The organism is Kitasatospora sp. NPDC022856 (assembly GCF_055561235.1).
In genome coordinates, this window is sequence record NZ_JBVHHE010000014.1 from 33,760 (window position 1) to 58,740 (window position 24,981).

General features: G+C 73.1%; 23 protein-coding genes and 2 pseudogenes. 9 read left to right on the forward strand and 16 right to left on the reverse strand.

Annotated elements, in window-relative coordinates; genetic code table 11:
* Positions 1-242 precede the first annotated feature (242 nt).
* The 3 genes and pseudogenes from ACZ34W_RS19070 to ACZ34W_RS19080 all read right to left on the reverse strand — a co-directional run bounded on the left by ACZ34W_RS19070 (position 243) and on the right by ACZ34W_RS19080 (position 2,517).
* Positions 243-1,010 (reverse strand): hypothetical protein, encoded by a 768-nt coding sequence (locus tag ACZ34W_RS19070; RefSeq protein WP_465605561.1) that lies wholly within the window; start codon positions 1,008-1,010, stop codon positions 243-245.
* Between the two features lie 158 nt (positions 1,011-1,168).
* A pseudogene (locus tag ACZ34W_RS19075) lies at positions 1,169-1,503 on the reverse strand (aldo/keto reductase); the annotation flags it as partial.
* 366 nt (positions 1,504-1,869) lie between these two features.
* On the reverse strand, positions 1,870-2,517 hold the full coding sequence (locus ACZ34W_RS19080) for a TetR/AcrR family transcriptional regulator C-terminal domain-containing protein (RefSeq protein ID WP_465605563.1): 648 nt from the start codon (positions 2,515-2,517) through the stop codon (positions 1,870-1,872).
* Between the two features lie 80 nt (positions 2,518-2,597).
* On the opposite strand from ACZ34W_RS19080, the gene ACZ34W_RS19085 reads away from it, so the two are divergent.
* On the forward strand, positions 2,598-3,038 hold the full coding sequence (locus tag ACZ34W_RS19085) for an ester cyclase (protein ID WP_465605565.1): 441 nt from the start codon (positions 2,598-2,600) through the stop codon (positions 3,036-3,038).
* Positions 3,039-3,137: 99 nt separating this feature from the next.
* On the opposite strand, the pseudogene ACZ34W_RS19090 reads toward ACZ34W_RS19085, so the two are convergent.
* Positions 3,138-3,281 (reverse strand): annotated as a pseudogene (locus ACZ34W_RS19090) (IS5 family transposase); the annotation flags it as partial.
* A 332-nt stretch (positions 3,282-3,613) separates the two neighbouring features.
* A complete protein-coding gene (locus ACZ34W_RS19095; RefSeq protein ID WP_329485159.1) occupies positions 3,614-4,132 on the reverse strand; it encodes a DinB family protein in 519 nt (172 codons plus the stop codon).
* Positions 4,133-4,285: 153 nt separating this feature from the next.
* Between ACZ34W_RS19095 and ACZ34W_RS19100 the strand changes: the two genes are divergently transcribed.
* On the forward strand, positions 4,286-4,657 hold the full coding sequence (locus ACZ34W_RS19100; RefSeq protein WP_465605568.1) for a hypothetical protein: 372 nt from the start codon (positions 4,286-4,288) through the stop codon (positions 4,655-4,657).
* A gap of 29 nt (positions 4,658-4,686) precedes the next feature.
* Here ACZ34W_RS19100 and ACZ34W_RS19105 read toward each other — a convergent pair whose 3' ends face one another.
* The 8 genes from ACZ34W_RS19105 to ACZ34W_RS19140 form a co-directional block, all read right to left on the reverse strand.
* Positions 4,687-5,178, reverse strand: a complete 492-nt coding sequence (locus ACZ34W_RS19105) for a S1 RNA-binding domain-containing protein (protein ID WP_465605570.1) — start codon at positions 5,176-5,178, stop codon at positions 4,687-4,689.
* A 49-nt stretch (positions 5,179-5,227) separates the two neighbouring features.
* Positions 5,228-5,581 (reverse strand): STAS domain-containing protein, encoded by a 354-nt coding sequence (locus ACZ34W_RS19110; protein ID WP_465605572.1) that lies wholly within the window; start codon positions 5,579-5,581, stop codon positions 5,228-5,230.
* Positions 5,582-5,662: 81 nt separating this feature from the next.
* Positions 5,663-7,309, reverse strand: a complete 1,647-nt coding sequence (locus tag ACZ34W_RS19115; RefSeq protein WP_465605574.1) for a SpoIIE family protein phosphatase — start codon at positions 7,307-7,309, stop codon at positions 5,663-5,665.
* Complete coding sequence (locus ACZ34W_RS19120; RefSeq protein ID WP_465605576.1) at positions 7,306-9,072, reverse strand: ATP-binding response regulator; 1,767 nt, start codon at positions 9,070-9,072, stop codon at positions 7,306-7,308. The genes ACZ34W_RS19115 and ACZ34W_RS19120 overlap by 4 nt, the downstream gene beginning before the upstream one ends.
* A 32-nt stretch (positions 9,073-9,104) precedes the next feature.
* Positions 9,105-10,301 (reverse strand): ATP-binding SpoIIE family protein phosphatase, encoded by a 1,197-nt coding sequence (locus tag ACZ34W_RS19125; protein WP_465605578.1) that lies wholly within the window; start codon positions 10,299-10,301, stop codon positions 9,105-9,107.
* Entirely contained in the window at positions 10,289-10,714 is a 426-nt protein-coding gene (locus ACZ34W_RS19130; RefSeq protein WP_329485168.1) for an anti-sigma regulatory factor, read from the reverse strand. The genes ACZ34W_RS19125 and ACZ34W_RS19130 overlap by 13 nt, the downstream gene beginning before the upstream one ends.
* Positions 10,711-11,091, reverse strand: coding sequence for an STAS domain-containing protein (locus tag ACZ34W_RS19135; protein WP_329485169.1), 381 nt, complete (start codon positions 11,089-11,091; stop codon positions 10,711-10,713). The genes ACZ34W_RS19130 and ACZ34W_RS19135 overlap by 4 nt, the downstream gene beginning before the upstream one ends.
* On the reverse strand, positions 11,088-11,933 hold the full coding sequence (locus tag ACZ34W_RS19140) for an STAS domain-containing protein (RefSeq protein ID WP_465605581.1): 846 nt from the start codon (positions 11,931-11,933) through the stop codon (positions 11,088-11,090). Before ACZ34W_RS19140 ends, ACZ34W_RS19135 begins: the two co-directional genes overlap by 4 nt.
* A gap of 300 nt (positions 11,934-12,233) precedes the next feature.
* On the opposite strand from ACZ34W_RS19140, the gene ACZ34W_RS19145 reads away from it, so the two are divergent.
* The 3 genes from ACZ34W_RS19145 to ACZ34W_RS19155 all read left to right on the forward strand — a co-directional run bounded on the left by ACZ34W_RS19145 (position 12,234) and on the right by ACZ34W_RS19155 (position 17,771).
* Positions 12,234-16,409 (forward strand): SpoIIE family protein phosphatase, encoded by a 4,176-nt coding sequence (locus tag ACZ34W_RS19145; protein ID WP_465605583.1) that lies wholly within the window; start codon positions 12,234-12,236, stop codon positions 16,407-16,409.
* Positions 16,409-16,723 carry an STAS domain-containing protein gene (locus tag ACZ34W_RS19150; protein WP_352292881.1) on the forward strand — a complete coding sequence of 105 codons (315 nt, stop codon included), beginning with the start codon at positions 16,409-16,411 and terminating at the stop codon, positions 16,721-16,723. The genes ACZ34W_RS19145 and ACZ34W_RS19150 overlap by 1 nt, the downstream gene beginning before the upstream one ends.
* Positions 16,724-16,892: 169 nt before the next feature.
* Positions 16,893-17,771, forward strand: a complete 879-nt coding sequence (locus ACZ34W_RS19155; protein ID WP_465605585.1) for a nuclease — start codon at positions 16,893-16,895, stop codon at positions 17,769-17,771.
* 82 nt (positions 17,772-17,853) lie between these two features.
* Here ACZ34W_RS19155 and ACZ34W_RS19160 read toward each other — a convergent pair whose 3' ends face one another.
* Complete coding sequence (locus ACZ34W_RS19160; RefSeq protein ID WP_329485174.1) at positions 17,854-18,261, reverse strand: winged helix-turn-helix transcriptional regulator; 408 nt, start codon at positions 18,259-18,261, stop codon at positions 17,854-17,856.
* 100 nt (positions 18,262-18,361) lie between these two features.
* Between ACZ34W_RS19160 and ACZ34W_RS19165 the strand changes: the two genes are divergently transcribed.
* The 4 genes from ACZ34W_RS19165 (at position 18,362) to ACZ34W_RS19180 (ending at position 22,629) form a co-directional block, all read left to right on the forward strand.
* The gene (locus ACZ34W_RS19165; RefSeq protein ID WP_465605588.1) at positions 18,362-19,213 is read left to right on the forward strand and encodes an alpha/beta fold hydrolase; all 852 of its coding nucleotides are present in this window, start codon (positions 18,362-18,364) and stop codon (positions 19,211-19,213) included.
* Between the two features lie 189 nt (positions 19,214-19,402).
* Positions 19,403-19,735, forward strand: coding sequence for a hypothetical protein (locus ACZ34W_RS19170; protein WP_465605590.1), 333 nt, complete (start codon positions 19,403-19,405; stop codon positions 19,733-19,735).
* A 91-nt stretch (positions 19,736-19,826) separates the two neighbouring features.
* Positions 19,827-20,123, forward strand: coding sequence for a DUF3253 domain-containing protein (locus ACZ34W_RS19175; RefSeq protein WP_465605592.1), 297 nt, complete (start codon positions 19,827-19,829; stop codon positions 20,121-20,123).
* Between the two features lie 160 nt (positions 20,124-20,283).
* Positions 20,284-22,629, forward strand: coding sequence for an excinuclease ABC subunit UvrA (locus tag ACZ34W_RS19180; RefSeq protein ID WP_465605593.1), 2,346 nt, complete (start codon positions 20,284-20,286; stop codon positions 22,627-22,629).
* A 130-nt stretch (positions 22,630-22,759) separates the two neighbouring features.
* Here ACZ34W_RS19180 and ACZ34W_RS19185 read toward each other — a convergent pair whose 3' ends face one another.
* Complete coding sequence (locus ACZ34W_RS19185; protein WP_465605595.1) at positions 22,760-24,235, reverse strand: SulP family inorganic anion transporter; 1,476 nt, start codon at positions 24,233-24,235, stop codon at positions 22,760-22,762.
* Positions 24,236-24,278: 43 nt separating this feature from the next.
* Entirely contained in the window at positions 24,279-24,881 is a 603-nt protein-coding gene (locus ACZ34W_RS19190; protein ID WP_329485180.1) for a carbonic anhydrase, read from the reverse strand.
* Positions 24,882-24,981: the final 100 nt, after the last annotated feature.

Here is a 24,981-nt window from a genome sequence, read left to right on the forward strand (position 1 = left end):
GGCAGGGCAGGGCGCGCCGACGACAGGATCCGTTCCGCTGCCTCTCCCTCAGGAGGACGGAACGAGTGGCCGCCGGCGGCGCGGGGAAGCGGGGCTTTCAGCGCCTCGCCGGCGGAGTGGGAAGGGCGCTGTTGTTCACGCTCACAGGAATTGTTCCGGCCCGCCCTCATCGTCTGAGCCGTCGTCCTCGCCGCGGCGACGGCGGGCGGTGGCGCGGCGGTTCGACCGGGAGGGACGGCCGGTCAACGGAGGCGGCGGGCGCGGAGCCGGTGGGCGCGGAGCCGGACGCCGTCGTTCCGGAAGAAGACCACGGCGATCACCGCACCGAACAGCCAGAACACCGCCGAGAGCAGTAACGCGAGCCAGGACGCACCACGGCCCGTCAGCAGCCCGGTCACCGGCCAGAGGGTCCAGACCCCGAACCACACCCAGGCGAACGCGCGGTGACCCATGGTCCCGAAGAAGGTGATCGCCCGTCCCCCGCCGAACACGGCCCACAGCAGCAGGCCCAGCCCCGACCAGGCGAGCAGGAGGTCCCACAGCAGCCGACCGGAGGCCGAGGGCGGCTCCCGGTGGTGCCGGCCGGCGACCGTGATGCCGACGACCTCGGCGTACCACGTCTCCAGGTCGGCCGCGGCCTCCCGGTCGGCCCCGTCGTACAGCGCGGAGTCGACCTCGATCCGCTCGACCGCCCCCGAGGCGCGCCGGACGGAAAGCTCGTAGACGGTCTCCGTGGTCGTGGACGAGGTGTCGGTGCTGCCCGTGGTCGTGGTGCGGGTGGAGGTGTCCTTGTCCACCACCCGGCCGGTCTCGTGCCCGATGCAGCCGCGACCCTCGTCCGCCGCCGCTCCCCCGCCGGCCCCGGCGCCGTCCGTCGTCGCGACGGGACAGGCCGCGGCGTGCCGGAACCGCACGGTGTCCCGGTAGGGCTCCCCCGCCAGATCGGTCCCCGCCCAGAGCCCCGCCACACCGAGCAGGGCCGCACAGCACCGCACGATGATCCGCAGCATCCCGGCACCTCCCGCCTCGCCCCCATTCTCGCGGGCGGCCCGGTCGCCCGGCAACGCGTTCGCGCGACCGGCTGACGGAGCATCCGGTCAGCCGACTTCCGCGTCCGTCCCGGGAGTTGGGCTTCGATCCGCGCGGGAGGCCGGCCCCGCGCCGTACCAGGCTCGGGCCACCGGAGGTACAGGTCGACGTACTCCAGGCCCAGCTTGGCGAGGCTGGCGTCGAAGGCGCGCGGCGTGGCGTCCTGGCCCTGGTCGGCGTTCCACCGCTTGGTGGTGACGAACGGTTCCTCGCGCGGCACGCCGCCGGAGGCCAGGGCCCGACCCACGCCGGTCTCGTTGCCGTAGATCGCGGCGGTGTCGATGCCGCGGTAGCCGGCCCCAGGGCACGGGAGACCGCTGTGGCGGTCTCGTCAGGGACCTGGAAGACGTCGAAGCCGAGCTGGGGGATCCGGGTCGTCGGGGAGGACGGACGGGACCGGGCCGTCGGCGGCATCCGTGCAGAACCGCGCCGGGGGCCGGCGGGGTGGTAGCGGGATGTCCCGGTACCACCCCGCCGGCCCCCGGCGCAGCGCGGGCGCCCCTCAGGAACGGGCGTGGCGCGGGCGGCGGTCCCCGGCTCGGCGCGCCGGCCGGGGGCCGGCCCCTCGGTGGTTACCGGGGGGCGCGAACGCGGTCACGAGGGCAGCGACGATGAGCGGCACGACCAGCAGCACCATGGCAGTGGACATGTGCACCTCCGGGAGAGGAGTCGGGCAGGTGACGTCCGCCTGCCCGACTCGTCCGGGGTCATGCCGACGGCCACCCGTCCGGACGAGAACCCCGTTCCCCGGGGCACCCCAGGGCCGACGGTCGCGGCCGCTCAACGGCGCTCGTCGACTCCTACCGGCAGGCCGGTCAGCAGGGCGTCCAGCGCGAGGTCGAAGCGCGCCTGGTGGTCGGCGGGGGTACCGAGGCCGCCGGCCACCGCGGCCGCCAGGACCGGGAACCGCGCCGCGTCCACGTCGACACCGGTCGGCTCGTCCTCGTGCCCCGGCGTGGCGGCGGCCTCCGCGAGGCAGTGCCCCAGCACCAGGGTGCTCACCGCGTTGACGATGCGCAGCGCTCGGACCGGCGGGATCCCCGCTCGGCCGAGGGCGGCTGCGGCGTCCTCCGCCGCGCGCAGTGCGGCCGAGGAGCGCACCGGCCGGGTGGCGACGAGGGCGATCACCCCGGGATGGAGCAGCAGTTCGGCCCGGAGGGCGACGGCGAACTCCCGCAACCGCTGCGGCCACTGGTCGGCGGGGCCCTCGAAGGACGGCCGGACGGCGGAGAGCACCAGCTCCACCAGGCCGTCGAGCAGGGCGGCCTTGTTGGGCACGTAGTGGTACAGCGTCATGGCCTCGACGCCGAGCTCGGCACCCAGCCGGCGCATGGACAGCTTCTCGACACCCTCCCGGCCCGCCGCTTCCAGTGCGGTGCGCAGCACCCTGTCGCGGGTGAGTCCCACCCGCCTGCCGGTCGTCGCCATCGGCCCTCCTTGACATTCTTACGCCGTAAGGACAGGGTATCCCCAGATCGATCCTTACAGCGTAAGAGAGAGCCGGGAACATGACCTCCGCCCTGACCGTGGAACAGAACAAGAAGCTCGTCCGGGAGTTCTTCGACGCACTCAACGAGGTGCGGATCGGGGACTTGGGGGACTATCTTGCGGCCGACGTGGTCGACCACAACAAGATCATCCACGGCGAGCCCGATGAGCCGGGCGCGGCCTTCGCGGCCATCGAGACCCAGCTCACCGCTCTCGCCCCGTACCGCGCCCGGGTCGACGCGCTGATCGCCGAGGGCGACTCGGTCGTCGCCCGGATCACCCAGACCGGTGTCAGCTCCGGCGGCCATCCCCGGATGCCCAGCCCCACCGGCCGCGGCTTCGAGAACGAGGCGATCTTCGTCTTCACCCTCACCCACGGCCGGATCAGCGAGATCCGCGGCGTCTCCGACCGGCTCGGCCTCTTCCTGCAGCTCGGCTGGGACTGGCCCACCGCGGACTGAGGGGGCCGATCCGCCGGGCGGTGCGGCATCCGACGTGGCGCGGGGCGACGCGTCGATCGGGCCTCGTTCCGGTGGGGCCGGGGCGGAGAAGAATTTCGCCAGGTCCCGCAGCTCGTGCTCGGGGGGTCGGCCGAACGCGAGGGCCCGTTCGGTTCGAGCCTGGCGCCAGGCGGTCAGGGTGGGCTCGACCAGGGCCCACCGGGCGTCGGACAGGTCGCTCGGATACGGTCGACGACCCGTCATGATGACGGCTTACTGCGGGATTGCCGATATGCCCGGAGGCCGCGGAACTCGGGAGACACTGATGCTTCCAGCCCGTGGGAATTGGACTTCAAGCAGATCCTGACCAGGCGTCCGACCATCTATGGGTGCCGAGAACTCCATCCGTAGGTTGCGGCCTTGTCCGAGTAGATCGGGGTGGCGTTGCCGCCAGCTTCCCCATTGCGGCAGGCACGCCGCCGGCGAACGCCTGCGCGCGGTCGTCGCCAGGGCAAACGTTGCCTGATGCGGCAGCGCGGCAGCCAGGTAGGCGGTCGCACGGGAAGTCGGCGGGGCCGACTTCCCGTGCGCGGGTGTCACTCGCCGGTGGCGCCGTCGGTGAGTTCGCGGACGATGTCGAGGTGGCCCGCGTGGCGGGCGTACTCCTGGAGCACGTGGAACAGGATCCACCCCAGGGTGGGGCGCTCGGTGCCGTCGTCGGGGAAGCGGCCGCCGGCCGCGGCGACGGCGGACAGGGGCGTTCCCGAGGCGACGGCCCGGGTGTACTCGCCACCGGCACGCAGGGCGGTGAGGAGGTCGGCGGCGCTCTCCTGCGGGGTGACGTGCCAGCGGTCCTCCGGACCGCGGTCGCCCCAGGGGGCCGGGACCGGCTCGGCGCGGAATCCCCATCGCAGCCAGCGCTGCTCCATGTGGACGAGGTGCTTGAGGAGTTCGAGCATCGTCCAGCCAGAGGGGAGGCGGCTGGTGCGCAGCTCCTCGTCGGCCAGTCCCTCGATCTTGGCTCCGATCACGGAGCGGTAGTAGTCGAGGTAGTCCAGCAGCAGGGTGCCGGGGTCGGAGAGTCGCGTGCTGGGCTCGGACAGGGGGGTGATCATGGCGTCGAGTCTGCCACGGCGTGTCACATCACTTGCCCACCGAAGCTGGCGGCGCCTGTCTGGAGCGGTCACGTGGGCGAGCTGTGCCACTCCCCCTGGCAACCCGCTCGACGCGGCGTGGCAGGATGTGGCAACGGGTTGGGAGGGACGCCGATGAGCATGCCCGAGTGGTGGCGGAACGTGGTGGCGGTCAGCGATGCGTTGGATGTGACTGTCGACGACGACCTCTCGCTGATCTTCCGGGCCGCCCGGCTGGCCGACGCCTTCGTCGGGGCCGCGTCGGAGCTGACGCAGGTCCAACGGCGTCGAGTGCTGGGGATCCTGGAAGGGGTGCTCTGCGAGGGCAGCGAGGACGATGCCGCAGCGGTCGCCACCGGCTTCCTTGAGGCCCTTCTGAACGCACGGGACAACGGTTTCGATCTCGGCCTGGTCTGGGATGACCTGGGACCGGAGTCGCAGTCCCACTGCCTGGCCTGGAACGAGTTCTGGGGCATCAGGTCACCGGCGTGGACGGGCTCCTCCTGACGCTGCGACCGTTGTCCCGCTCCACGTGCCTACGGCAAGCCTTCCGCCGACAGGCTGATCCGGCGCCGTTCGAGGCCGACAGCGAGGATCCGCACGAAGATCTCCTGGCTTTCGTGGACGTCTCGCCCGACCTCCTTCGCGGGTGAGTTGGAGGGCGCGGTGGAAGGAACGAGCCCCTCGACGCCGTGGGCGATGCGGACGAACGTTCCGATCGACGCGGTCTTGGTGACTCGTCCGGTGACGACTTGGCCGATGCGGTCGGCGAACGTGGGCAGCAGGTCCTCGTGGTGGGCCCACGTGGCGAGCGTGATCCCGACCTGGTGGTTGTGATCGGCGCGCCAGACGACCTCCCCGGTGACACGCCGGCCGACCGCGGGAAGGTCCAGGCATCCGGGCATGGCGGTGGCTTTGGCGAGGCCGACGGCGTCGGACCGGCCGTCGATTGCGAGGAACACGCCGAAGGGCTGCCGTCCGACGACCTCGCCTGTGATCCGGATACCGACGACGCCGACCTCGCTCATGGCCCCGACCACGGCCGCGCCCCAGCCGCCGGGCCTAGGACCGGCCCGGTCAGCCGCAGGCCGCGACGGCCTGGTCCACGCTCTCGTAGAGGCCGAAGATCCGGTCGATACCGGTGATCTGGAGGATCTGTGCCAGGTCCCGGCCCGCGCCCGCGACGGCGAACGGCGCCGAGGCCGCGGTGGCCCGCTGGTAGCCGGAGATCAGCGCCGAGACCCCGATCGAGTCGCAGAACGACAGGCCCCCGACGTCCAGGACGAGCGGGACGGCGGCGGTCATCGGCAGCCCTTCCACCATCCGGCTGAGCCGCGGGGCCGTGTGGTAGTCGAGCTCGCCGGTGACGGTGAGGACCGTCGCCCCCGAGGGATGGGTGTGGACGGCCATGGCCAACGCGAAGTCGGGCACCGGAACTCCTGGAGGGACTGGGACGGGAGGCGGGGAGGCCCGTGCGGTGCGCACCGGCTCGGGTCGTCTCGTGCGGGACGGTCAGTTAATTCTCGCTGCGAGGAGGGCGATGTCGTCCGTCTTCGCCTTGCCGAAGTCGTCCAACAGCCGGTCGCACAGCTCATCGAGTCCCTGCCGGGCGGCGGACACCGCGCTCCCGAGAGCGGCGAGACTCTCGTCGAGGTCCTCGCCGGGAACCTCCACGAGACCGTCGGTGAGCAGCAGCAACGTGGAACCGGCCGGGACGGCGTGGGTGACGGCCGGCGGGTGCGGCAGGTTCAGGCCCAGCAGGATCCCGTGCTCGGTGAGGTAGCGGGTGGAGCCGTCGGGAAGGCGCAGGAGCGGCGGCAGGTGGCCGGCGTTGGCGATGTGGACGCGCCGTCCGCCGGGTTCCACCAGCACCAGGCAGACGGTGGCGGTCATCGTCGGCCGCAGGCGGACGAGCAGCGCGTCCAGCCGCTCCAGCAGGGTCCGCGGGTCGTGCCCCTCGATCGCGTAGGCCCGCAGCGCGTGGCGCAGTTCGCCCATGACCATGGCGGCCTTGAGCGAGTGCCCGGCGACGTCGCCGATCGCCAGCAGCAGGCCGGCCGGGGTCTCGATCGCCTCGTAGAAGTCGCCGCCGATCTCCGTGTGGTCGGCGGCCGGCTTGTAGCGGACGGCGAGGTCCACCCCGGCGACCTCGGGCAGCCGGTCGGGCAGGAAGGTGCGCTGCAGGGTGAGGACGAGCGCGTGCTCCTCGCTCCGGGCCCGCATGGCCTCCAGCGCCAGTGCGCAGGCCTGGCCGAGCTGGGAGAAGAGCCCGCGGTCGTCGGGGCCGGTCAGTGCGGGCGCGTCCACCACGAGTGCGACCGGGGGCCGGCCGTGTTTGGTCCGGGTCAGGAGTACCGCGACCTCCCCGGGGAGGAGTTCGGTGAGTCCGGCGTCCAGGCGGGCGGCCAGGGCGTGCCAGTCGGCGCGGGACAGGACGGCGGTCTCGGCGCCGGTCGCGTCGCCGAGTGCGTGGTCCGTGAGCCGGTCCAGGAGGCCCGCGTCCGCCGTGCTCAGTCGGGGGGCGGTGGTGGCGCCGTCCGGGGCGGGCCGGTCGACGACCGCCACGTGCAGGGCCCGCTCGTCCGGGCTGAGGGCGAGAGCGACGGCCGGGGAGGACATCAGGGTGGCCGTGCCGGCGGCCGCTCTCGACGTGAAGGCCTCGGCACCGCTCACCCCGTACACGGCCAGCGTGGTCCGGTTCAGGATCGCCACCCGGGCGGCCAGCCGCTCGGCGCGACGGCGGGCGCGGGCGTAGCGCAGCGCCGCCGTGACGGTCGCCAGCAGCTCGGACGGCGCTATCGGCTCGGTGAGGTAGGCGTCCGCGCCGCGGTGCAGGCCCTGGGCGCGGTCGTCGACCTCGATGGCGGTGGCCGAGATGTGGATGACCGGGACGGACGCGGTCCGGGGGTCCGCCTTGATCCGTTCGCAGACCTCGAACCCGCTCATGTCCGGCAACCGGACGTCGACCACGGCGAGTTCGGGCAGGTCCTGGTCACCGGCCGCGGCGAGCAGGGCGAGGCCCTCGGTGCCGTCCGCGGCCTCCACCACCGTGTGGCCGCCGCGCACCAGCCAGCTCCGGACGAGGTAGCGGTTGATGTCGTTGTCGTCCAGGACCAGGATGGTGGCGGCCGCGCCGTCGGCGGCGGGCCCGGCGCTCACCGGACACTCCGTCCATCGGCGGCCGGCCCACCGGGGTGGTCACCGGGGTGGTTGCCTCGGGCGGGCGCCGCGAAGGCGGCGGCCAGCTGGTGGGACCTCAAGGTGGCCTTCTCCAGGACGGCGCGGGCGTGGACCAGCCGGTCGTGCTCCAGGCCGGCCGTGCTCGCGGAGGTGATCACGACGACGGGGACGGCGCACAGTTCGGCGTCCGCCGCCAGCTGGGCCAGGACGTGGTACCCGTCCAGGTCCGGCATGTGCAGGTCGAGCAGGACGGCGTCCGGGCGCTCGCGCCGGATGGTCTCCGCCGCCCGGCCGCCCTCGGAGACCTCGATGATCCGCTCGGCCAGTTCACCGAGCAGAGGGCGGACGGTGGCCCGGTAGGCCTCGTCGTCGTCGACGGTGACCAGCACGGCCACGCGTTGCGGCGGATCCTCGACGGGCGGTCCCGGGACCGGCAGCCGGACCACGACACGTGTTCCCTCGCCCGGGCTGCTGGTGAGCGTGAGGGTGCCGCCGAGGAGTCCGGTCAGGCGGCGGGCGTAGGGCAGGCCGAGGCCGGTGCCGGAACGGCCCCGCTGGTGCGCGCCGCGCACCTGGTAGAACTCCTCGAAGACGCGTTCCTGTTGTTCCGGCGGGATCCCGACGCCGGTGTCCGCGACGGTGAGGACCAGTTCCTCGCCGTCCGGGCCCTCCCGCAGCGCCACGTCCAGTGTGACGGTGCCTCGTTCGGTGAACTTCAGCGCGTTGGACAGCAGGTTGCGAAGGATCCGGGTGAGCATCACCTCGTCGCTGACGAACCCCGGTACCGTCGTCGGGTCGGCGATGCTGAGCGTCACACCCTCGCCGGCGCGCACGCCCAGGGTGCCCCGCAGTTCGGCGAGCAGGGCCCGCAGATCCACCCGGGCCCAGACGGGCTCCAGCCGCCCCGACTCCGCCTTCGCGACGTCCAGTAGTTCGTCCACCAGCGTCAGCAGGGTGCTCCCGGATGCCGCGATGAGCCCGATCTGTTGGCGCTGATCCTCGTCGAGGCGGTCGGCGCCGCTCGCCAGCAGTAGTCCGGCCAGCCCGACCACGGAGTTGACGGGGGTGCGCAGTTCGTGGCTGACGTTGGCCCAGAACCTGGTCTTCGCCTCGCTGGCCTCCCGGAGCTGGCGTGACTTCTCGTCGAGTTCCGCGTAGAGGGCCACCACTCCGCGGTTGGTCTCCTCCAGCTCCTGCGACAGCTCGGAGTAGAGCGCCATCACCCCACGGTTGGTCTCCCCCAACTCCTCGTTGAGCCGCTGCAGTTCCTCGCGTTGAGCGCGGGACTCCCCCAGGGCCGCGATGAGGTCCCTGGTCTGGGCCCGGGCGTCCTCCGACGCCGAGGACCCGCCGTGTGCGCTGAGCACCTCGCGTGCCCCTTCCATCAGGCCGGCCAGTGCTTCGCCGGACGTGAGGAGTGTCTGTCCGACGACCAGGTACTCGGCCGCGGGCCCCTCCCCCCGGCGGACCTGTACCAGGCGGGCGACGGCGCCGAGCGCGTCCGGGCTCGGTCCGGGGCCGCCCTGCCAGCGCATGGTGACCTGGAGCACCGCGGGGACCCCGCCGGTGACGGCGAACTCCACCGTCAGCGCGGTCGCGGTGAGCAGGTCGCGCCCCAGTTCGCTGAGCGCGGTGGCCAGCCTGACCTGGTCCTGGTTCTCGACGCCGAGCACCCCGGCGACCGACCGGCCGCAGCGCCGCAGGGCGAAGGTGTCCTGCTCGGTGGCGACCGAGATGGTCATCAGATGGACGGTACCCGTACCGCCCGGCAAGCTCACCACGCTCCCTTCGCCACGAGCACCCCCGCGTCGTCCCGACGCACGGCCGCCTCGCGCAGCAGCTGGCCCGCGGCCACGAGCGGGATGTGTCCGAGCAACCCCGGCAGATCCGCCGGCCGCCACCGTTCGGTCAGTCCGTCCGAATGCATGATCACCGCGCTGCCGGCCGGCAGGTCCTGCTCGATCGTGCGCAGGGACGGCAGGTGGTGGCCGACGATACCGGGCGCCGAGGGCAGCGAACGCCGGCCGCCGGTCGCCGGATCGAGGACGAAGGTGCTGACGTTCCCGACGCCGCAGAACAGCACCCGTCCGGCCGACGGCCCGATCAGCACCACCGCGACCGCGCCGCCGCGGCCGGCGTTCAACGCACGGTGGATGTCCGCGAGGACGGCGTCCGGCCGGGTGGCCCGCGAGGCGTGGAAGGCGTCGACCGCCGACCGGGCGGCCCGGGCCGCCAGCGGACCGTGTCCGAGGCCGTCGCAGAACATCAGGAGCAGGGCGTCGGAATCCGGGGCGGCGCTCCTCTCCTCGCGCACCGGCGCCGTTCGCGGCGCCGCGGGGGCGTCGACACCGGCCAGGGCCGCCCAGCTCAGGGGGGCGCGGGGGGCCGTGCCGCCACGCGGGGCCGGGCCGGTCCCTGGGCCGTCCCCCGGCGCCGCCAGGGACCGGGCCGCCCACGCGTCCCCGCAGGTCTCCTCGCCACTGATCGGCCTGGTGAGCCCGGCCACCACCGGTTCACCGGCCATCCGGGCCGACGCCGCGGCCTCCCTCGTCCAGAACCGGGCCGCCAGCACGGTGCCGCGCCCGGGCAGCGAGTGCACGTCGAAGGTGTCGGCCAGCCGGGAGATCGCGCCGAGCCCGATGCCCAGGGTGCTCGCGGAGGACACCCCGTCGGTCAGCGCGCGCGGGACGTCCGCCATCCCGGGGCCGGCGTCGATGGTCACGAACTCCAGGCCGGCGTCCGTCGCGGTGCGGATCACCCTCAGCAGCAGGGCACCGTCGACGGCGTGGCGGCACAGGTTGGTCGCCGCCTCGCTCACCGCGAGCGCGACCTCGGCCGCCCGCTGGTCACCGAGGCCGATCCGGCGCGCCAGCGCGGCGGCGGCACCACGCGCCGCCACCGGCATGGAGTGCTCGTCCCGGAACCAGGCGACATCCTCGGTCCCCGGCAACATCGCGCTCACCGAGCCCACTTGATCACCGACACCAGCGTGCCCCGGCCGACCTCGGTGTCGAGGACGAAGTCGTCGACCAGACGCCGTGCGCCGCTCAGACCCAGACCCAGCCCGCTGCCCGAGGTCCAGCCGTCGGTCAGGGCGAGGTCCACGTCGGCGATGCCCGGCCCGTTGTCCTCGAAGACCGCCGTCACGCCGAGACGGCTGTCCCGGCGGACCAGCCCGGTCCGCATCACCCCGCCCCCGCCGTAGACCAGCGTGTTGCGGGCCAGCTCGCTCGCGGCCGTCACCAGCTTCGTCTGGTCGACCAGGGAGAGCTTGCAGCGCTGGGCGAGCGAGCGGACCAACTGCCGGGCCCGCACCACGTCGTCGTTGGACCGGACCGGGATGCTCTCCTGCTCACCCTCGGGCGTGGGCGCGAGGCCGGTCACGGCCGGACCGAACGGCGGCCGTCGGCCGACCGGCCCAGCATCGCCAGGCCCTTCTCCAGGCTGAGCGCGGTGCGCACGCCCCCGAGCGAGAGCCCGAGTTCGACCAGGGTGATCGCCACGGCGGGCCGCATGCCCACCACCACGGTCTCGGCGTCCAGCATGCGGGAGATCGCGGCGGTCGTGGCGAGCATCCGGCCGACGAAGGAGTCGACGATCTCCACCGCGGTGATGTCGATCACCACCCCGCTCGCACCGGTCGCCACGATACGTGCGGCCAGGTCGTCCTGGAGGTCCAGGACGGTCTGGTCCTCCAGGTCGACCTGGATGGACACCAGCAGGACCTCGCCGATCTTCAGGACAGGTACGCGTTCGGTCACGGCCGGCCACCGGCCGTCGTCGGGTCGACTCCGCCGCGGCGCAGCGCGTGCTTGAGCGCGTCGGCGAGCGTCGCCTTGGTGACGATGTCCCCGAACTGGATGCCCAGCGCGACGATGGTCTGCGCGATCTGCGGGCGGATGCCCGAGATGGTGCACTCGGCGCCCATCAGCCGCGCGGCCACCACGGTCTTGAGCAGGTGCTGGGCGACCTCGGTGTCCACCGCCGGCACCCCGGTGATGTCGATGATCGCCTGCTCCGAGCCCGTGTCCACGAGCGTCTGGAGCAGCTTCTCCATGACCACCTGGGTGCGGACCGAGTCGAGCGTGCCGACCAGGGGCACCGCCACGACGCCGTCCCAGAGCTTCACCACGGGGGTGGAGAGCTCCAGGAGCTGCTCCGACTGCGCGCTGATGAGCTCCTCGCGGGTTCGCGCGTACACCTCCATGGTGAACAGCGCCAGCGCGTCCATCAGCTGTGACAGGCGCAGGTAGGCGGTGATGTCCTGCGCCGAGCTGTCGGTGGTGGGCGCCAGGATGGCCTTGAAGGCGAGGACGCTGGTCGCGGTCTCGGTGGTGGTGAAACCCTGGCGGGCCCGGTTGCGCGAGAGCTCGGTGAGCAGCGCGCGCACCTCCGCGAAGTCCTCGCCCTGCCAGTCGAAGCCTCCCTGGCGCAGGCCCTCCACCAGGGCCGTGAACAGTTCCTGCAGCTCGCGGTCGAGTTCGGCCTCGCTGATCCGCCCCCGGAGCGTCCGCGACACCGCGTCCACCCAGGCCGAACCCAGCTCCTTCCGCTGCTCCGTCAGGAGCTCCACCAGTCGTACCGACATTGCCTTATCCGCCACTTGGGCACTCTCCATCGATCATGCCCGACGTCACGGGCTGTCCCGCACCCGTATGCCACGGACGCGGCGGTCCAAACCTGCGTCTTCGCGCACGGGTCCGACACCCTCCCGCACGGCGGGGGCGGCGCCGGCGACGCTGTCATCGGACGACTCGAAACGCCCGTCCGGGGCAGACGGGGACGTCGTGGCTTCTACGATGGGGCCAGGTGCCCCGACACGAACGGGGCGACGGTCGGGGCCGGCGGCGCGAGGTGCGGATGGTCGCCGGTGTGGACCGTACGGAAGGAGAGGACGCGTCGGATGGGCCAGCCCGAAGGAGTCGAGTACGGGGCGACGGCGGGTGCCGGTGTCGACATCTTCGAAGGCGACCGCGAGGTCGGGCGCGATCTCGCGGCGGTGGACTGGACGGCGACTCCGCTGGGCGCGCCCACCGGCTGGCCGCAGAGCCTGCGCACGGCCGTGAGCATCCTGCTCTCCTCCCGGTTCCCGATGTGGATGGCCTGGGGCGACGACCTGACGTTCTTCTGCAACGCCGCCTACCGGCGCGACACCCTCGGCCGGAAGTACCCCTGGGCGCTGGGCCGGCCGGCGAGCGAGGTGTGGGCGGAGATCTGGGGCGACATCGGCCCGCGGATCGGGACCGTGCTGACCACGGGCCGGGCGACCTGGGACGAGGCGCTGCTGCTGTTCGTGGAGCGTTCCGGATATCCCGAGGAGAGCTACCACACCTTCTCCTACAGTCCCCTGCGTGACGACGACGGCCTCGTGAGCGGCCTGTTGTGCGTGGTCAGCGAGGAGACCGACCGGGTCATCGGCGAGCGGCGGATGGCGACCCTGCGGGACCTCGGCTCGGACCTCAGCGTGGTGCGCACCGAAGAGGAGACGCTGGCCTTCAGTACCCGCCAGCTCGCCGCCAACCCTCATGACCTGCCGTTCGTCCTGACCTACCTGGCGCTGCCCGACGGGTCCGCCCGTCTGGCCGCCGCGACCGGCCTGCCCGCCGGGCACCCCGCAGCCCCGGCGCTCCTGCCCCCGGGCGGCACACCAGGGGTGTGGCCGTCGGCGCGGGCGGCGCAGGCCGAACCGGTGGTCGTCGCCCTCGACGGTCCCGCGTTCGCGGACCTTCCCACCTTCGGCCGGCCGGCTCCGCCCACCCATGCCCTGGTCGTCCCGCTGCTGCGGCGGGGCGACGCGGCCTACGGCTTCCTGGTGGCGGCGCTCAACCGCTACCGGGCAGCGGACGAGGGCTACCGGGGATTCGTCGAGCTGGCCGCCGGCCACGTCGCGGCAGGGATCGCCGGCGCCCGCGAGTACCAGGCCCAGCAGCAGCGCGCCGACGAACTCGCGGCACTCGACCGGGCCAAGACCGCCTTCTTCTCCAACGTCAGCCACGAGTTCCGCACCCCCCTGACCTTGATCATGGGCCCGCTCGAAGAGCTTCGGACCAGGCTGGCCGACGCCGATCCGCGCACGAGGGAGGAACTGGACGTCATCCACCGCAACGGGCTGCGGCTGGGCAGACTCGTCAACACCCTGCTCGACTTCTCCCGCATCGAGGCCGGCCACCTGCGGGCCAGCTACGAACCGGTCGAGCTGGCCGCGACCACCGCGGAGCTGGCCAGCGTCTTCCGCTCCGCCGTCGACAAGGCCGGCCTGGCCTTCACGATGGACTGCCCACCGCTGGCGGAGCCCGTCCACATCGACCGGGACATGTGGGAGAAGGTCGTCCTCAACCTGCTCAGCAACGCCCTCAAGTTCACCTTCGAGGGCTCGATCGGCGTCGCCGTGCACCGTGAGGACGACCACGCGGTCGTCACGATCACCGACACCGGCGTCGGGGTGCCCGCCGCCGAGATGCCACGCCTCTTCCAACGGTTCCACCGGATCGAGAACACCCGCGCGCGCTCCCACGAGGGCAGCGGCATCGGACTCGCCCTCGTCCAGGAACTCGTCCAGGCCCACGGTGGCACCATCACCGCCCGCAGTCGCGAGGGCGAGGGCACGGCCTTCACCGTCCGCCTGCCGTTCGGCCACGCCCACCTCCCCCAGGACGCCCTCGCCCCCGCGCCCGCGGCGCCCGCCCGCGCGTCGGCCGCGGCCGACCCCTACCTGGAGGAGGCGCTGCGCTGGCTCCCCGGGAGCGAACGGGCCGACCCCTCCCGGTCCACCGAGGTGCCGGACCGCGCCGCACCCCTCGGCGGGCGGTCGGCCCGGCCCCGCGCCCGGGTCCTGATCGCCGACGACAACGCCGACATGCGCGAGTACCTCAGCCGGCTCCTCACCGGCCCCGGCTACCTGGTCCGGGCCGTCGCCGACGGCCTGGCAGCGCTGGAGGCGGTCCGTGCCGAGGCCCCCGACCTCGTCGTCAGCGACGTCATGATGCCCGGCCTCGACGGTGTGCGGCTCGTGGCCGCGCTGCGCGCCGACCCGCGGACCGCCGCCGTCCCCGTCATCCTGCTCTCGGCCCGCGCCGGACAGGAGGCCTCCATCGAGGGCCTCGACGCCGGCGCCGACGACTACCTGGTCAAACCCTTCGCCGCCGCGGAACTGCTCGCCCGGGTCCGCGCCACCATCGACATGACACGGCTGCGCAACCGCCACGCGCGCTGGCGCACAGCCCTGGTCGACTCCCTCCAGGAGGGGTTCTTCGTCTGCGACGAGCACGGCGACGTCATCGAGGTCAACGCCGCGTTCACCGCCATCCTCGGCCACGGGCCCGAAGGCCTGCCCTACCGGTACCCCCAGCCGTGGTGGCCCGAGCGCGACGCCGACCCCGACGCCCACCGGCTGGTGGCCGGCGCCCTCGCCGAACTGACCGGCCGGGAGCACGGCACCTGCACCATCCCGGCCACCCACCGCGACGGCCGTCAGGTGTGGGTGGCAGCCGCCTTCAACCGCGTCCAGGAGCCGGAGAGCGGGCGCCGCGTCATCGTCGGCACCATCCGTGACGTCACCTCGGAGCACCACGCGGCCCAACGGGCGACGGCCCTGGCCTCGCTCGGCACGCGCCTCGCGGAAGCCGCCACCCTGCCCGACGCCATGGCCGCGGCCATGGCCGAGCTGCGACGGGTCTGGCGGGCCGACACCGTCCTCGCCGTGCTGTTCCCGCCCGACGGGGCCCCGGTGCTGACCGCCACCGACCCGGAACAGCGCTGGGACGACCTGCCGGCCGAGCGGCGCGAGACCCTCACCGCCCTGGGCACGCGCCCCGCCCTCACCCCGGTCACCGACCGGGCCGACGGCTCCGGCATCGTCCTCGAACACCCGCGCGGCACGCTCCTCCTGTGGATCGACCGCGAAGGGCCGCGACCCTTCACCGAGCAGGACCGGCTCCTGCTCTCCCAACTGGCCGGCCGCCTGGCCCAGGGACTGGCCCGAGTGCACCGGATCGACCAGCAGCGCGAGACCGCGATAACCCTGCAACGCGCCATCCTCGGCCCCTCCCACCTGCCCGGCGGCTTCGCCGTACGCTACGAGCCCGCCACCCGCCCCCTGGAGGTCGGAGGCGACTGGTACGACATCGTGGCCCTCCCCGACGGCCGCACCGGCATCGTGGTCGGGGACTGCGTCGGGCGCGGGCTCACCGCGGCCACCGTCATGGGCCAACTCCGGAGCGCCTGCCGCGCCCTGCTCCTCCAGGACCCCTCACCCGCCCGCACCCTCGCGGCCCTGGACCGCTTCGCGGCCGACATCCCCGGGGCGATGTGCACCACCGTCTTCTGCGGAGTGCTCGACCCCGCCGACGGCCGCCTCGTCTACTCCAGTGCCGGCCACCCTCCCGGCGTCCTCACCCACCCCGACGGGACCACCGTCCTCCTCCAGGACGGCAACGCGCTGCCCCTCGCCGTCCGGACCGGTGCGGACCGGCCCGAGGTCCGGTGCACCATGCCGCCGCGCTCCACCCTGCTGCTCTACACCGACGGTCTGGTCGAACGCCGCCGCCGCCCCCTGAGCGAAGGCGTCGACCGGGCCGGAACCATCCTGCGGGAAGGGCGCGCGCTGCCGGTCGACGACCTCGCCGCCCGCCTCATGGCCGCGCTCGCCCCCGACGACGGGTACGACGACGACGTGGCCATCCTGCTCCACCGCCACCCCGCCCCGCTGGAGCTGACCTTCCCCGCGGAGTCCGGGCAGCTCGCCCCCGTCCGGAACAGCCTCCGCGGCTGGTTGAACCGGTGCGGGCTGCCCGCGCCCACCGTGCAGAGCGTCCTGGTCGCGGCCGGCGAAGCGTGTGCCAACGCCATCGAACACGGTCACCGTGACGCGCCGGGCGCCCGGATCCGCCTGTCCGCCGTCGCCACGGCCGCCGAGCTGCGCCTGACCGTCGCGGACACCGGCCACTGGAAGATCCCCGGACACCGGGCCGACACCGACCGCGGTCGCGGCGTCGCCCTGATGAACGCCCTCATGCAGCAGGTCACCATCACCCCCGGCAGCGGCGGCACCACCGTCGACATGCAGCTAAGGATCGCCTGATGACCACCGCGCTCGTCCTCACCCCCGGCCACGGCCCGGGCGGCTCGCCCGTGCTGCGGGCGGCCGGCGAGATCGACCTGGCCAACGCCCACGAACTCGCCGCGGCCATCGACCGGATCCCCGAGTCCGACACGCCCCTGACCGTCGACGTCAGTGCCGTCGAGTACCTCGACAGCGCCGGCCTCACCGTCCTCTTCGCGCGTGCCCACCGGATCCGGCTGATCACGAGCCCGCTCCTGACCCCGCTGCTCACCGTCTCGGGCCTGAGCCAACTCGTCTCGGTCCGCGAGGTCATCGACCCGCCGCCGAACTGAGAGCTCCCCACGCGCGGGGAGAGCGTGCCGTGGCGGGGGATGTGGCCCGCGCGGCTCCGCACCGGGCGCCGAGCCCGGCGCGCCCCGCCAAACGCGCCGACGGCACGGTCCCACCGTCCGTCCACGAAGGGCATCACAATGAGTCGCAGTCCAGTCACCGGAGGCACTCATGACCATGATGCTCGTCAAGGGCCGCTACGAGATCAAGAACTTCGAACCGGACGGCGACACCGTCCACTTCCTCCCCGACGACCCCGGCTTCTGGCCCGAGCTGCCCGGTGAGCACAAGGTCAAGCGGAACGCCCACGGCGGCGCCGGCCTCCGGCTGGACGGGATCGACGCACTGGAGACCCACTACCAGGGAGTCGGCCCCGACTTCGTGCACCAGCCGCTCGATCTGGGAGCCCACGCGGCCCGGGACGCCCTGCTGACCTGGCTGGGCTTCACCGACGTCACGCGCGGGGCGGACGAGAAGGTCACCTCCGCCACCCCGGACACCGTCCCCGGCTTCGTCCTCGCCAGCGGCGCCGACACCTACGGCCGCTGCATCGCCCTGGTCGGCAGGGGAACTCCGACGCCGGACGCCAGGAGCGGGACGATGGTCAGGGTCGACGTACCGCTCCTCCGCCAGAGCGCCAACCACGAACTGCTCTCCCGCGGCCTGGTCTACCCGACGTTCTACTCGAACCTGCCCCGGGAACTGCGCCTCGACATGGCGGCGACCGCCCGGCAGGCGCAGGCCGCGAAGGCACCCGGCAGCGTCTGGGCCACGGACGTCACCCACAGCGGCGCCCAGATCGAGGACCTGAGCTCGATCACCGACCGCCTGGTCATCCTGCCCAAGCTGTTCCGGCGCCTGGCCGACTACCTGCGCCTGTTCGGCCCCTCCCTCGACTCGCTCCCCGCCTACCTGGCCGGCGCGGACGACGAGTTCTTCCTCTCCGAGCAGACGACCTCCACCAGAGGCCTGCACCGCGTCATCGACATCAACGACGGCACGGTGAAGCTGCGCCCCGGCATCGAGGACATCGTCTTCGTCGAGAAGTGAACGAGAAGTGAACCGGAGGGCCGACGGCAGGTGTGCCGCCGGCATCCTCGGTCCGTGACGCCGCGTTGGCTCGACGCCCTCGTCAGAGTGACTCGTCGGCGAGGCGGTTGCTGCGGTCGATCTCCGCCATGTGCGTCTCGGCCCAGACCCGCAGGGCGGAGAGCGGCTCTTCGAGGGAGAGGCCGAGTTCGGTGAGCCGGTAGTGGACGGCGGGGGGCACGGTGGGCTCCACCCGGCGCGCGACCAGGCCGTCGCGGACGAGGCTCTGCAGGGTGACGGACAGCATCTTCTGGGAGATGCCGGGGAAACGGCGCCGCAGTTCCGCGAAACGGAGCTCGCCCGGCGCCTCCTCGGCCAGCACCTTGACCGCCATCGACGTCCACTTGGTGCCGATCCGGTCGAGCAACTGGCGGGTCGGGCAGAGCGGATCCAGCAGATCTCCCCGCTCACCGGGCCGCCGACCGGGTTCGCCGGGCCTCGATGTGGTCACTCCGGGCTCACCACCTGAAGGAAAAGTGCCGTCTTGGAGGAGCCAGCGTAGTTCCCTAGCGTGACCTGGTCACCATTCCTCACCACCTCTGGAGCCCTCCATGCCCGAGTTGCGGCGCGTCCCCGTCAACGGTGTCGAACTGAACGTCGCCCTCGCCGGATCGGGCCCGGCCGTCCTGCTGCTGCACGGTTTCCCGCACACCTGGGAGGTGTGGACGGACGTCATGGCCGGCCTGTCCGGCCGCTACCGCGTCATCGCCCCGGACCTGCGCGGGTTCGGCGCGAGCAGCGGGACCGCCGCCGGATACGACGCGGGAACCCTGGCCGAGGACGCCGCGGCGCTTCTCACCACGCTCGGCGTGGCCTCGGCCGCGGTGGTGGGCATCGACGCGGGTACCGCACCGGCCTTCCTCCTCGCCCTGCGCCACCCCGGTCTCGTCCGGCGCCTGGTCGTCATGGAGGCCCTTCTGGGCAGGCTGCCCGGCGCCGAGGAGTTCCTCGCCGACGGCCCGCCGTGGTGGTTCGGCTTCCATGCCGCCGCGCCCGGCCTCGCCGAGTCCGTACTGGAGGGCCACGAAGCGGCCTACGTCGACTGGTTCCTGCGCTCCGGCACGCTCGGCGACGGGGTGCGCCCCGCCCTCCGGGACGCCTTCGTCCGCGCGTACACCGGCCGCCAGGCGCTGAGCCGCGCGTTCTCGTACTACCGGGCGCTGCCCGAGAGCGCGGTACAGGTCGAACAGGCGGTCGCCGCCGCGCGCCTGACGGTGCCGACGATGGCGGTGGGCGCCCGGCCCGTCGGCGCGGCGCTGGAACGCCAGCTCCGCCCGATCACCGACGACCTCACCGGACACGTCATCGAGGACTGCGGCCACATCATTCCGCTGCACCGCCCCCGCGCCCTGCTCGGGCTGCTGCGTCCGTTCCTGGCCGGTGCGGAGGCGAAAGCAGGGTGACCCGGCCCGGGGGCCGGCGTCCGATGCACGCCCCGGCCGAGGTGCCCTTCTCCCGCTCGCACATCCTCGGCCCCGAACCGGGTCAGGACTGCGGTGATGTCCCTTCTCCTCCCCCACCGGGCCGGCGGAGGCAGACGGCTCGGCGATCAGCTCCTCGGCTCGCGCCGATGGCCCCCGTCCCCGAGGATCATGCCTGTGGGCACCCAGCGGCAGGGACCTGAGAAGACGGCCGACGGGCACTTCGTCGTGATCGACGGCCGCCGGTGGCGGGCGACGGACCCGTCCCTGCCCGAATCCGCGGCCGCTCGTCTCCGACACCACCTGATGGCGGCCCGCCGCGCCGTGCGCGCCGCCCTGGCGGCGGGGGACTCGGAGGCGGAGCGCGACGCCCGGTCCCGCGTGCATGCGGCGAAGACGGCCCTCGGGGAACGGGGGACGCCGTGGTGGGAGCAGTCCCCCCACGAGCGCCGCGAGCGATGGGAGCGGGGCCTCGCGGACCTGGACGCCAGGAGCGAGCGGTGACGGCCACGGCCACCCGCACCGGCTCTCCGAGCACCGCTCCGACCCGCGCCTGGTCGGGCCGACCCGACCGGCACAGTGCGATACTCGGGTGGTGGCGAAGGATCCGCAGAAGGTCGACCGGCTCGTCGAGCGGACCATTCTGGCTCTGCTGGAGCGTCGTGGGCCGACCTCGTCGATCTGCCCCTCCGATGCCGCCCGAGCGGCGTACGCGGGAGAGGACGAGGGATGGCGCGCGTTGATGGAGCCGACTCGCCGGGCCGCGTGGCGGCTGGCTTCGGCGGGTGAGGTCGAGGTCACTCAGGCCGGGCGCCCGGTCACGCCCGCCGAGGCCCGTGGCCCGATCCGCATTCGTCGAGCGCGGGGACGAACGACCCGCACCGAGCCGTAGGCCATCCCCGCGGTCCCGATGGTGGTGGCCGGTGAAGAGAGCCGTGCTGTCAGAGCGCGCGCGGACGGCTGCGCCGCGAGGGCCCCCGCCGGGGGCTCGCCGGGTGCGGCGCGTCGCGCGCAGCACCCCGTCCCCGTGGGCCGCGCCTACGATGGCGGCCATGGCCGATCACGCTGCAGCAGGCGAGTCCCTCATCCGTATCGTCGGAGCGGCCGCCAACAATCTCGCCCAGGTGAGCGTCGACCTGCCGAAGAAGGCGTTGACCGTGGTCACCGGGGTTTCCGGGTCCGGCAAGTCCTCACTCGTGCTGGACACGATCGCCGCCGAGGCACAACGTCTGGTGAACGACTCGTACCCGTCGTTCGTGAGGAACCGCCTTCCCCACATGCCGGCGCCCGAGGTGCAGTCGATGAGCGGTCTGACGTTCACGGTCATCATCGATCAGCGCCGCTTCACCGGAAACGCCCGGTCGACGGTGTCGACGGCTTCCGACCTCGCTCCCCTGCTCAGACTCGTGTTCTCGCGGATCGGCGTGCCCTCCGCCGGATACTCGCCGGCCTACTCCTTCAACGATCCGACGGGCATGTGCCCCGCGTGCGAAGGCCTCGGCACTGTCGTCGACATCGATGTGGAGGAGTTGATCGACCCGGAGAAGAACATCGACGAGGGGCCTGTTCGATTCAGCCAGTTCCGCCCCGGCGTCTACCGCTGGAAGCGCTTCGCCTACTGCGGGCTGTTCGACCGGGAGAAGCCGCTGAAGGACTACACGCGGGACGAGATGCGGCTGTTCCTCTACGCGGATCAGCTGAAGCTGCCGAATCCGGATCCGCGCTTCCCCAAGACCGCCCGCTTCGACGGCGTCGTCACCCGGATGCGGGACGTGTACGTCAAGAACCGTCCGACCAAGATCTCGCCGCAGGTGCGGGAGGAGCTGGACCGTCTGACGACGCACCGCGTCTGCCACGAGTGCGGCGGAGCCCGCCTGAACGCCGCGGCCCGTGCCAGCCTGATCGAGGGGCGCTCGATCGTCGACTGGTCGGCGATGCCGGTGGCCGAGCTCCGCGAACTCCTGGCGGCGCTGGAGGATCCGCGGGTGGAACCGGCCCTCGACGGGATCCGGCGGACCTTGGACGCACTGCTCTCCGTCGGGCTCGGATACCTCTCGCTCGACCGCGAGTCATCGACGTTGTCCGGCGGCGAGGCACAACGGGTCAAGATCGTCCGACACCTGGGCAGCGCCCTCACCGACATCACCTACGTCTTCGACGAGCCCTCGACGGGCCTGCACCCCGCCGATGTGCAACGTCTCAACCACCTCCTGCTGCGGCTGCGCGACGCCGGCAACACCGTGGTGGTCGTGGAGCACCACCCCCAGGTGATCCGAATCGCCGACCATGTGATCGACATGGGACCGGGGGCGGGTTCACGGGGCGGGCTGGTGCAGTTCGAAGGTACGCCGAAGGCTCTGGCCGGCAGCGACACCGTGACCGGACGGCTGCTCTCGACGCCCCTGCCGCTCGCACGCGCGAACCGCGGGCCGCGAGCCTTCGTCCGCGTGGAGAACGCCTCCGCGCACAACCTCGCCGGCTTCGACGTCGACATTCCGCTCGGCGTCCTCACCGCGGTCACGGGCGTGGCGGGTTCCGGCAAGAGCTCGTTCGCCACCAACGAACTCCCCCGGCAGCAGCCCGAGTTCACCGTCGTCGGGCAGGACCCGCTGCGCGGCGGGGTACGGTCGATGCCGCTCAGCATCCTCGGCGTCGCGGACAGCGTGCGCGAGGCTTTCAGTGCCGCCTCCGGGCTCGAACCGGCCTGGTTCAGCTTCAACTCCAAGGGCGCCTGCCCCACTTGCCGGGGCAGGGGCTACATCACCACCGAACTCGCCTTCCTCGACGACGTCGCGACACCCTGCGACGTCTGCGGGGGCGAACGCTTCAACCCCGCCGCCATGAAGGTCCAGCTCGACGGCCGGACGATCGCCGACGTCCTGAGAATGCCGGCGGGCCCCGTGGCGGACCTCTTCGCGGACCGCTCCGACATCGTGCGGACGATGGGCTGGCTCGAACGCGTCGGGCTCGGCTACGTCGCCGTCGGACAGTCGCTCGACACCCTCTCCGGCGGCGAGAAGCAACGCCTCCTGCTGGCCCGGCACCTCAGCAGCTCGCCCGGCTTCGCCGAGGAGCGGATCGTCCTGGACGAACCGACGACCGGTCTGCACCCCAGCGACGTCGAACGGCTCGACCTGCTGTTCGCCGACCTCGTGGACGCCGGTGCGACGCTGGTGGTCGTGGAGCACAACCTGCGCGTCGTCGCCCAGGCCGACCATGTGATCGACATCGGCCCCGGAGCCGGGACGGACGGCGGCCGCCTGCTCTTCGCCGGCCCGCCCGCCGAACTGCTGCGCCGGACGGACTCCCTCACCGGGCGCGCGCTGGCGGCGGCCACCGAACAGCGGGCCACCGGGGCCGCGTCCCGCAGCACGGCCGGAGCCACCGCCCCCGGGTGACGCGACGCGGCCGTTCCCGGGTACCGCGGGTTCGGCGGGGCGGCACGGCGCGGGCAGCACGGCAGCGACGGCCGATCCGCCGCTACCGCGCCGTCGCCTCCTCGGAAGCAGCAGACCCCGGCAGCGGCGGTCAGACACCGACCGGGACGCGCACCACGAGCGCCTCACCCACCCGGTTGTGGCGCTCCTCCCAGGTCTCCAGCGCCGTCCGGCAGGCGTGGTCGAGGTGGCGCAGGCCGGTCAGGTCCAGGTGGACGGTCCGGCCGGCGGGCAGTCGCTCCAGCGTGTCCAGGAGCCGGGGCAGGCGGAGGAAGGTCGCGTTGCCGGCCAGTGTCACCCCGACCGTTCCGTCTCCGCGCTCGTCGACCTCCACGTGCAGGTGCGAGGTGTCCCAGGCGCTCTTCAGCACGGAGAGCAGCAGGCCGAGCAGCACCCCCTCGAAGAGGTTGGTCACCACGACGGCGACCGCCGTGGCCATCAGGATCAAGGCCTCCCCGCGGTGCGTCCGCCACAGCGGAACGAGCGCCTTCGCCGGCACGAGCTTGGCCCCGGCGTGCACCAGGACCCCGGCCAGCGCGGCGAGCGGGATGACCGACAGCGCGGCGGGGAACAGCGCGGCGAACAGCAGCAGCCAGAGGCCGTGCAGCACGCGGGAGGCCTTGGTCCGCGCCCCGGCCTGGACGTTGGCGGCGCTGCGCACGATGACGGCGGTCATCGGGAGCGCGCCGAGAGCGCCGCAGACCGTGTTGCCGACCCCCTGGGCGATCAACTCCCGGTCGTAGTGGGTGCGCGGGCCGCCGTGCAGGCGGTCCACCGCCGCGGCGCTGAACAGGCTCTCCGCCGAGGCGATCAGGGCGAACGCGAGCACGGTGCCGAGGACGCCGACGTCGCCGAGTGCCGCCAGGTCCGCGCCGCCGGGGAGGTCGATCACCCCGGCCAGACCGGCGACCTCGACCTTGCCGACGGAGAGGTCGAACAGCGCGGTGGCGGCGGTGGCCGCGGCGACGGCGGCCAGCGGCGCGGGCACCGTCCGGACCCGGGCGGGCAGCCGGGGCCAGAGCACCAGAACGGCTATGGTGCCGATGCCGATCGCGGCGGCGGTGAGCGCCCGCGTCGAGGCCACGGTGTCGAGGACCAGGCCGGGAAGGCCCGCCAGCTTGTCGAGTCCGCTCCTGGGCGCTTTCGCGTCGGCCAGCGCGTAGAGCTGGCCGGAGATCAGCACCAAGCCGATGCCCGCCAGCATGCCCTGGACGACCGAGACCGAGATGGCGCGGAACAGGCGCCCGAGCCGCAGCGCGCCCATGCCGATCTGGAGCAGTCCGGCGGCCGCGGTGATCACGCCGAGGGTGGCGAGCCCGTGTTCCTGCACGGCCGCGAACACCAGGACGGTGAGGCCCGCGGCGGGGCCGGACACCTGGAGGCTGCTGCCCGGCAGCAGCCCGGTGAGAAGCCCGCCGACGATGCCGGTGAGCAGGCCGAGTTCGGCCGGGACGCCGGAGGCGACGGCCACACCGACGCAGAGCGGCAGCGCGACCAGGAAGACGACGAGGGAGGCGGCCAGGTCTGCCCGCAGGTCGGCGGGCCGGAGGGCGGGACGACGGATCATCAGGTCCTCGGTTCGATGGAGTGGACGGAGGGCAGGCGGCCGGTCACAGCGGGAGGAAGAGTCCGGAGTCGGCCCGGTGCGCGAGCACCAGCCCGGTGTGGACCTCGTAGAACCAGCCGTGGATCCGGACCCGGCCGTCGACCAGTCGCCGTGCGATGCCCGGGTAACCGCGCAGCTGTTCCAGCTGGGCGAGGACGTGCCGTTGCACGGGCCCGGCCACGGTCGGGTCGAAGACGTCCGTCCCGTCGGCCCGCAGGACGCCGCGGTCGGCGTTGCCCAGCCAGGAGCGGACGGCGGGCGCCAGGCTGAGGTCGTCGCCGCGCACCACCGCGCCGACGGCCCCGCAGTGCGAGTGGCCGCACACCACGATGTCGCGCACGCCGAGGACGTCCACGGCGTATTCGATGGTGGCGGTCTCACCGGAGGCGGAGTCCGCACGGTAGGGCGGGACGATGTTGCCCGCGGTGCGGAGTTCGAAGAGGTCGCCGGGCGCGGCCCCGGTGATCAGGGCCGGCACCACCCGGGAGTCCGAGCAGGTGATGAAGAGCGCCTGCGGCGACTGACCGGTGGCGAGGCCGTCGAGTTCGCGGCCGGCCCGGCCGGCGCGCTCGGGGAAGGCGCGGGCACGGTCGATCAACGGTTCCATGAGGGCATGCCTCCTTCTGCCTCCCGCCACGGACGGCGGGCGGGCGATCGGGATCGGGCAGGGGACGTTCGGCCCAGGCCCCGGGCCCGGACCGGCCGTC

What these genes read in the sequence shown, in the direction of transcription:
- ACZ34W_RS19070 (WP_465605561.1), bottom strand. Translation starts at nt 1,010, where the DNA reads ATGCTGCGGATCATCGTGCGGTGCTGTGCGGCCCTGCTCGGTGTGGCG.
- ACZ34W_RS19080 (WP_465605563.1), bottom strand. Translation starts at nt 2,517, where the DNA reads ATGGCGACGACCGGCAGGCGGGTGGGACTCACCCGCGACAGGGTGCTG.
- ACZ34W_RS19085 (WP_465605565.1), top strand. Translation starts at nt 2,598, where the DNA reads ATGACCTCCGCCCTGACCGTGGAACAGAACAAGAAGCTCGTCCGGGAG.
- ACZ34W_RS19095 (WP_329485159.1), bottom strand. Translation starts at nt 4,132, where the DNA reads ATGATCACCCCCCTGTCCGAGCCCAGCACGCGACTCTCCGACCCCGGC.
- ACZ34W_RS19100 (WP_465605568.1), top strand. Translation starts at nt 4,286, where the DNA reads ATGAGCATGCCCGAGTGGTGGCGGAACGTGGTGGCGGTCAGCGATGCG.
- ACZ34W_RS19105 (WP_465605570.1), bottom strand. Translation starts at nt 5,178, where the DNA reads ATGAGCGAGGTCGGCGTCGTCGGTATCCGGATCACAGGCGAGGTCGTC.
- ACZ34W_RS19120 (WP_465605576.1), bottom strand. Translation starts at nt 9,072, where the DNA reads ATGACCATCTCGGTCGCCACCGAGCAGGACACCTTCGCCCTGCGGCGC.
- ACZ34W_RS19145 (WP_465605583.1), top strand. Translation starts at nt 12,234, where the DNA reads ATGGGCCAGCCCGAAGGAGTCGAGTACGGGGCGACGGCGGGTGCCGGT.
- ACZ34W_RS19150 (WP_352292881.1), top strand. Translation starts at nt 16,409, where the DNA reads ATGACCACCGCGCTCGTCCTCACCCCCGGCCACGGCCCGGGCGGCTCG.
- ACZ34W_RS19155 (WP_465605585.1), top strand. Translation starts at nt 16,893, where the DNA reads ATGACCATGATGCTCGTCAAGGGCCGCTACGAGATCAAGAACTTCGAA.
- ACZ34W_RS19165 (WP_465605588.1), top strand. Translation starts at nt 18,362, where the DNA reads ATGCCCGAGTTGCGGCGCGTCCCCGTCAACGGTGTCGAACTGAACGTC.
- ACZ34W_RS19170 (WP_465605590.1), top strand. Translation starts at nt 19,403, where the DNA reads ATGCCTGTGGGCACCCAGCGGCAGGGACCTGAGAAGACGGCCGACGGG.
- ACZ34W_RS19180 (WP_465605593.1), top strand. Translation starts at nt 20,284, where the DNA reads ATGGCCGATCACGCTGCAGCAGGCGAGTCCCTCATCCGTATCGTCGGA.
- ACZ34W_RS19185 (WP_465605595.1), bottom strand. Translation starts at nt 24,235, where the DNA reads ATGATCCGTCGTCCCGCCCTCCGGCCCGCCGACCTGCGGGCAGACCTG.
- ACZ34W_RS19190 (WP_329485180.1), bottom strand. Translation starts at nt 24,881, where the DNA reads ATGGAACCGTTGATCGACCGTGCCCGCGCCTTCCCCGAGCGCGCCGGC.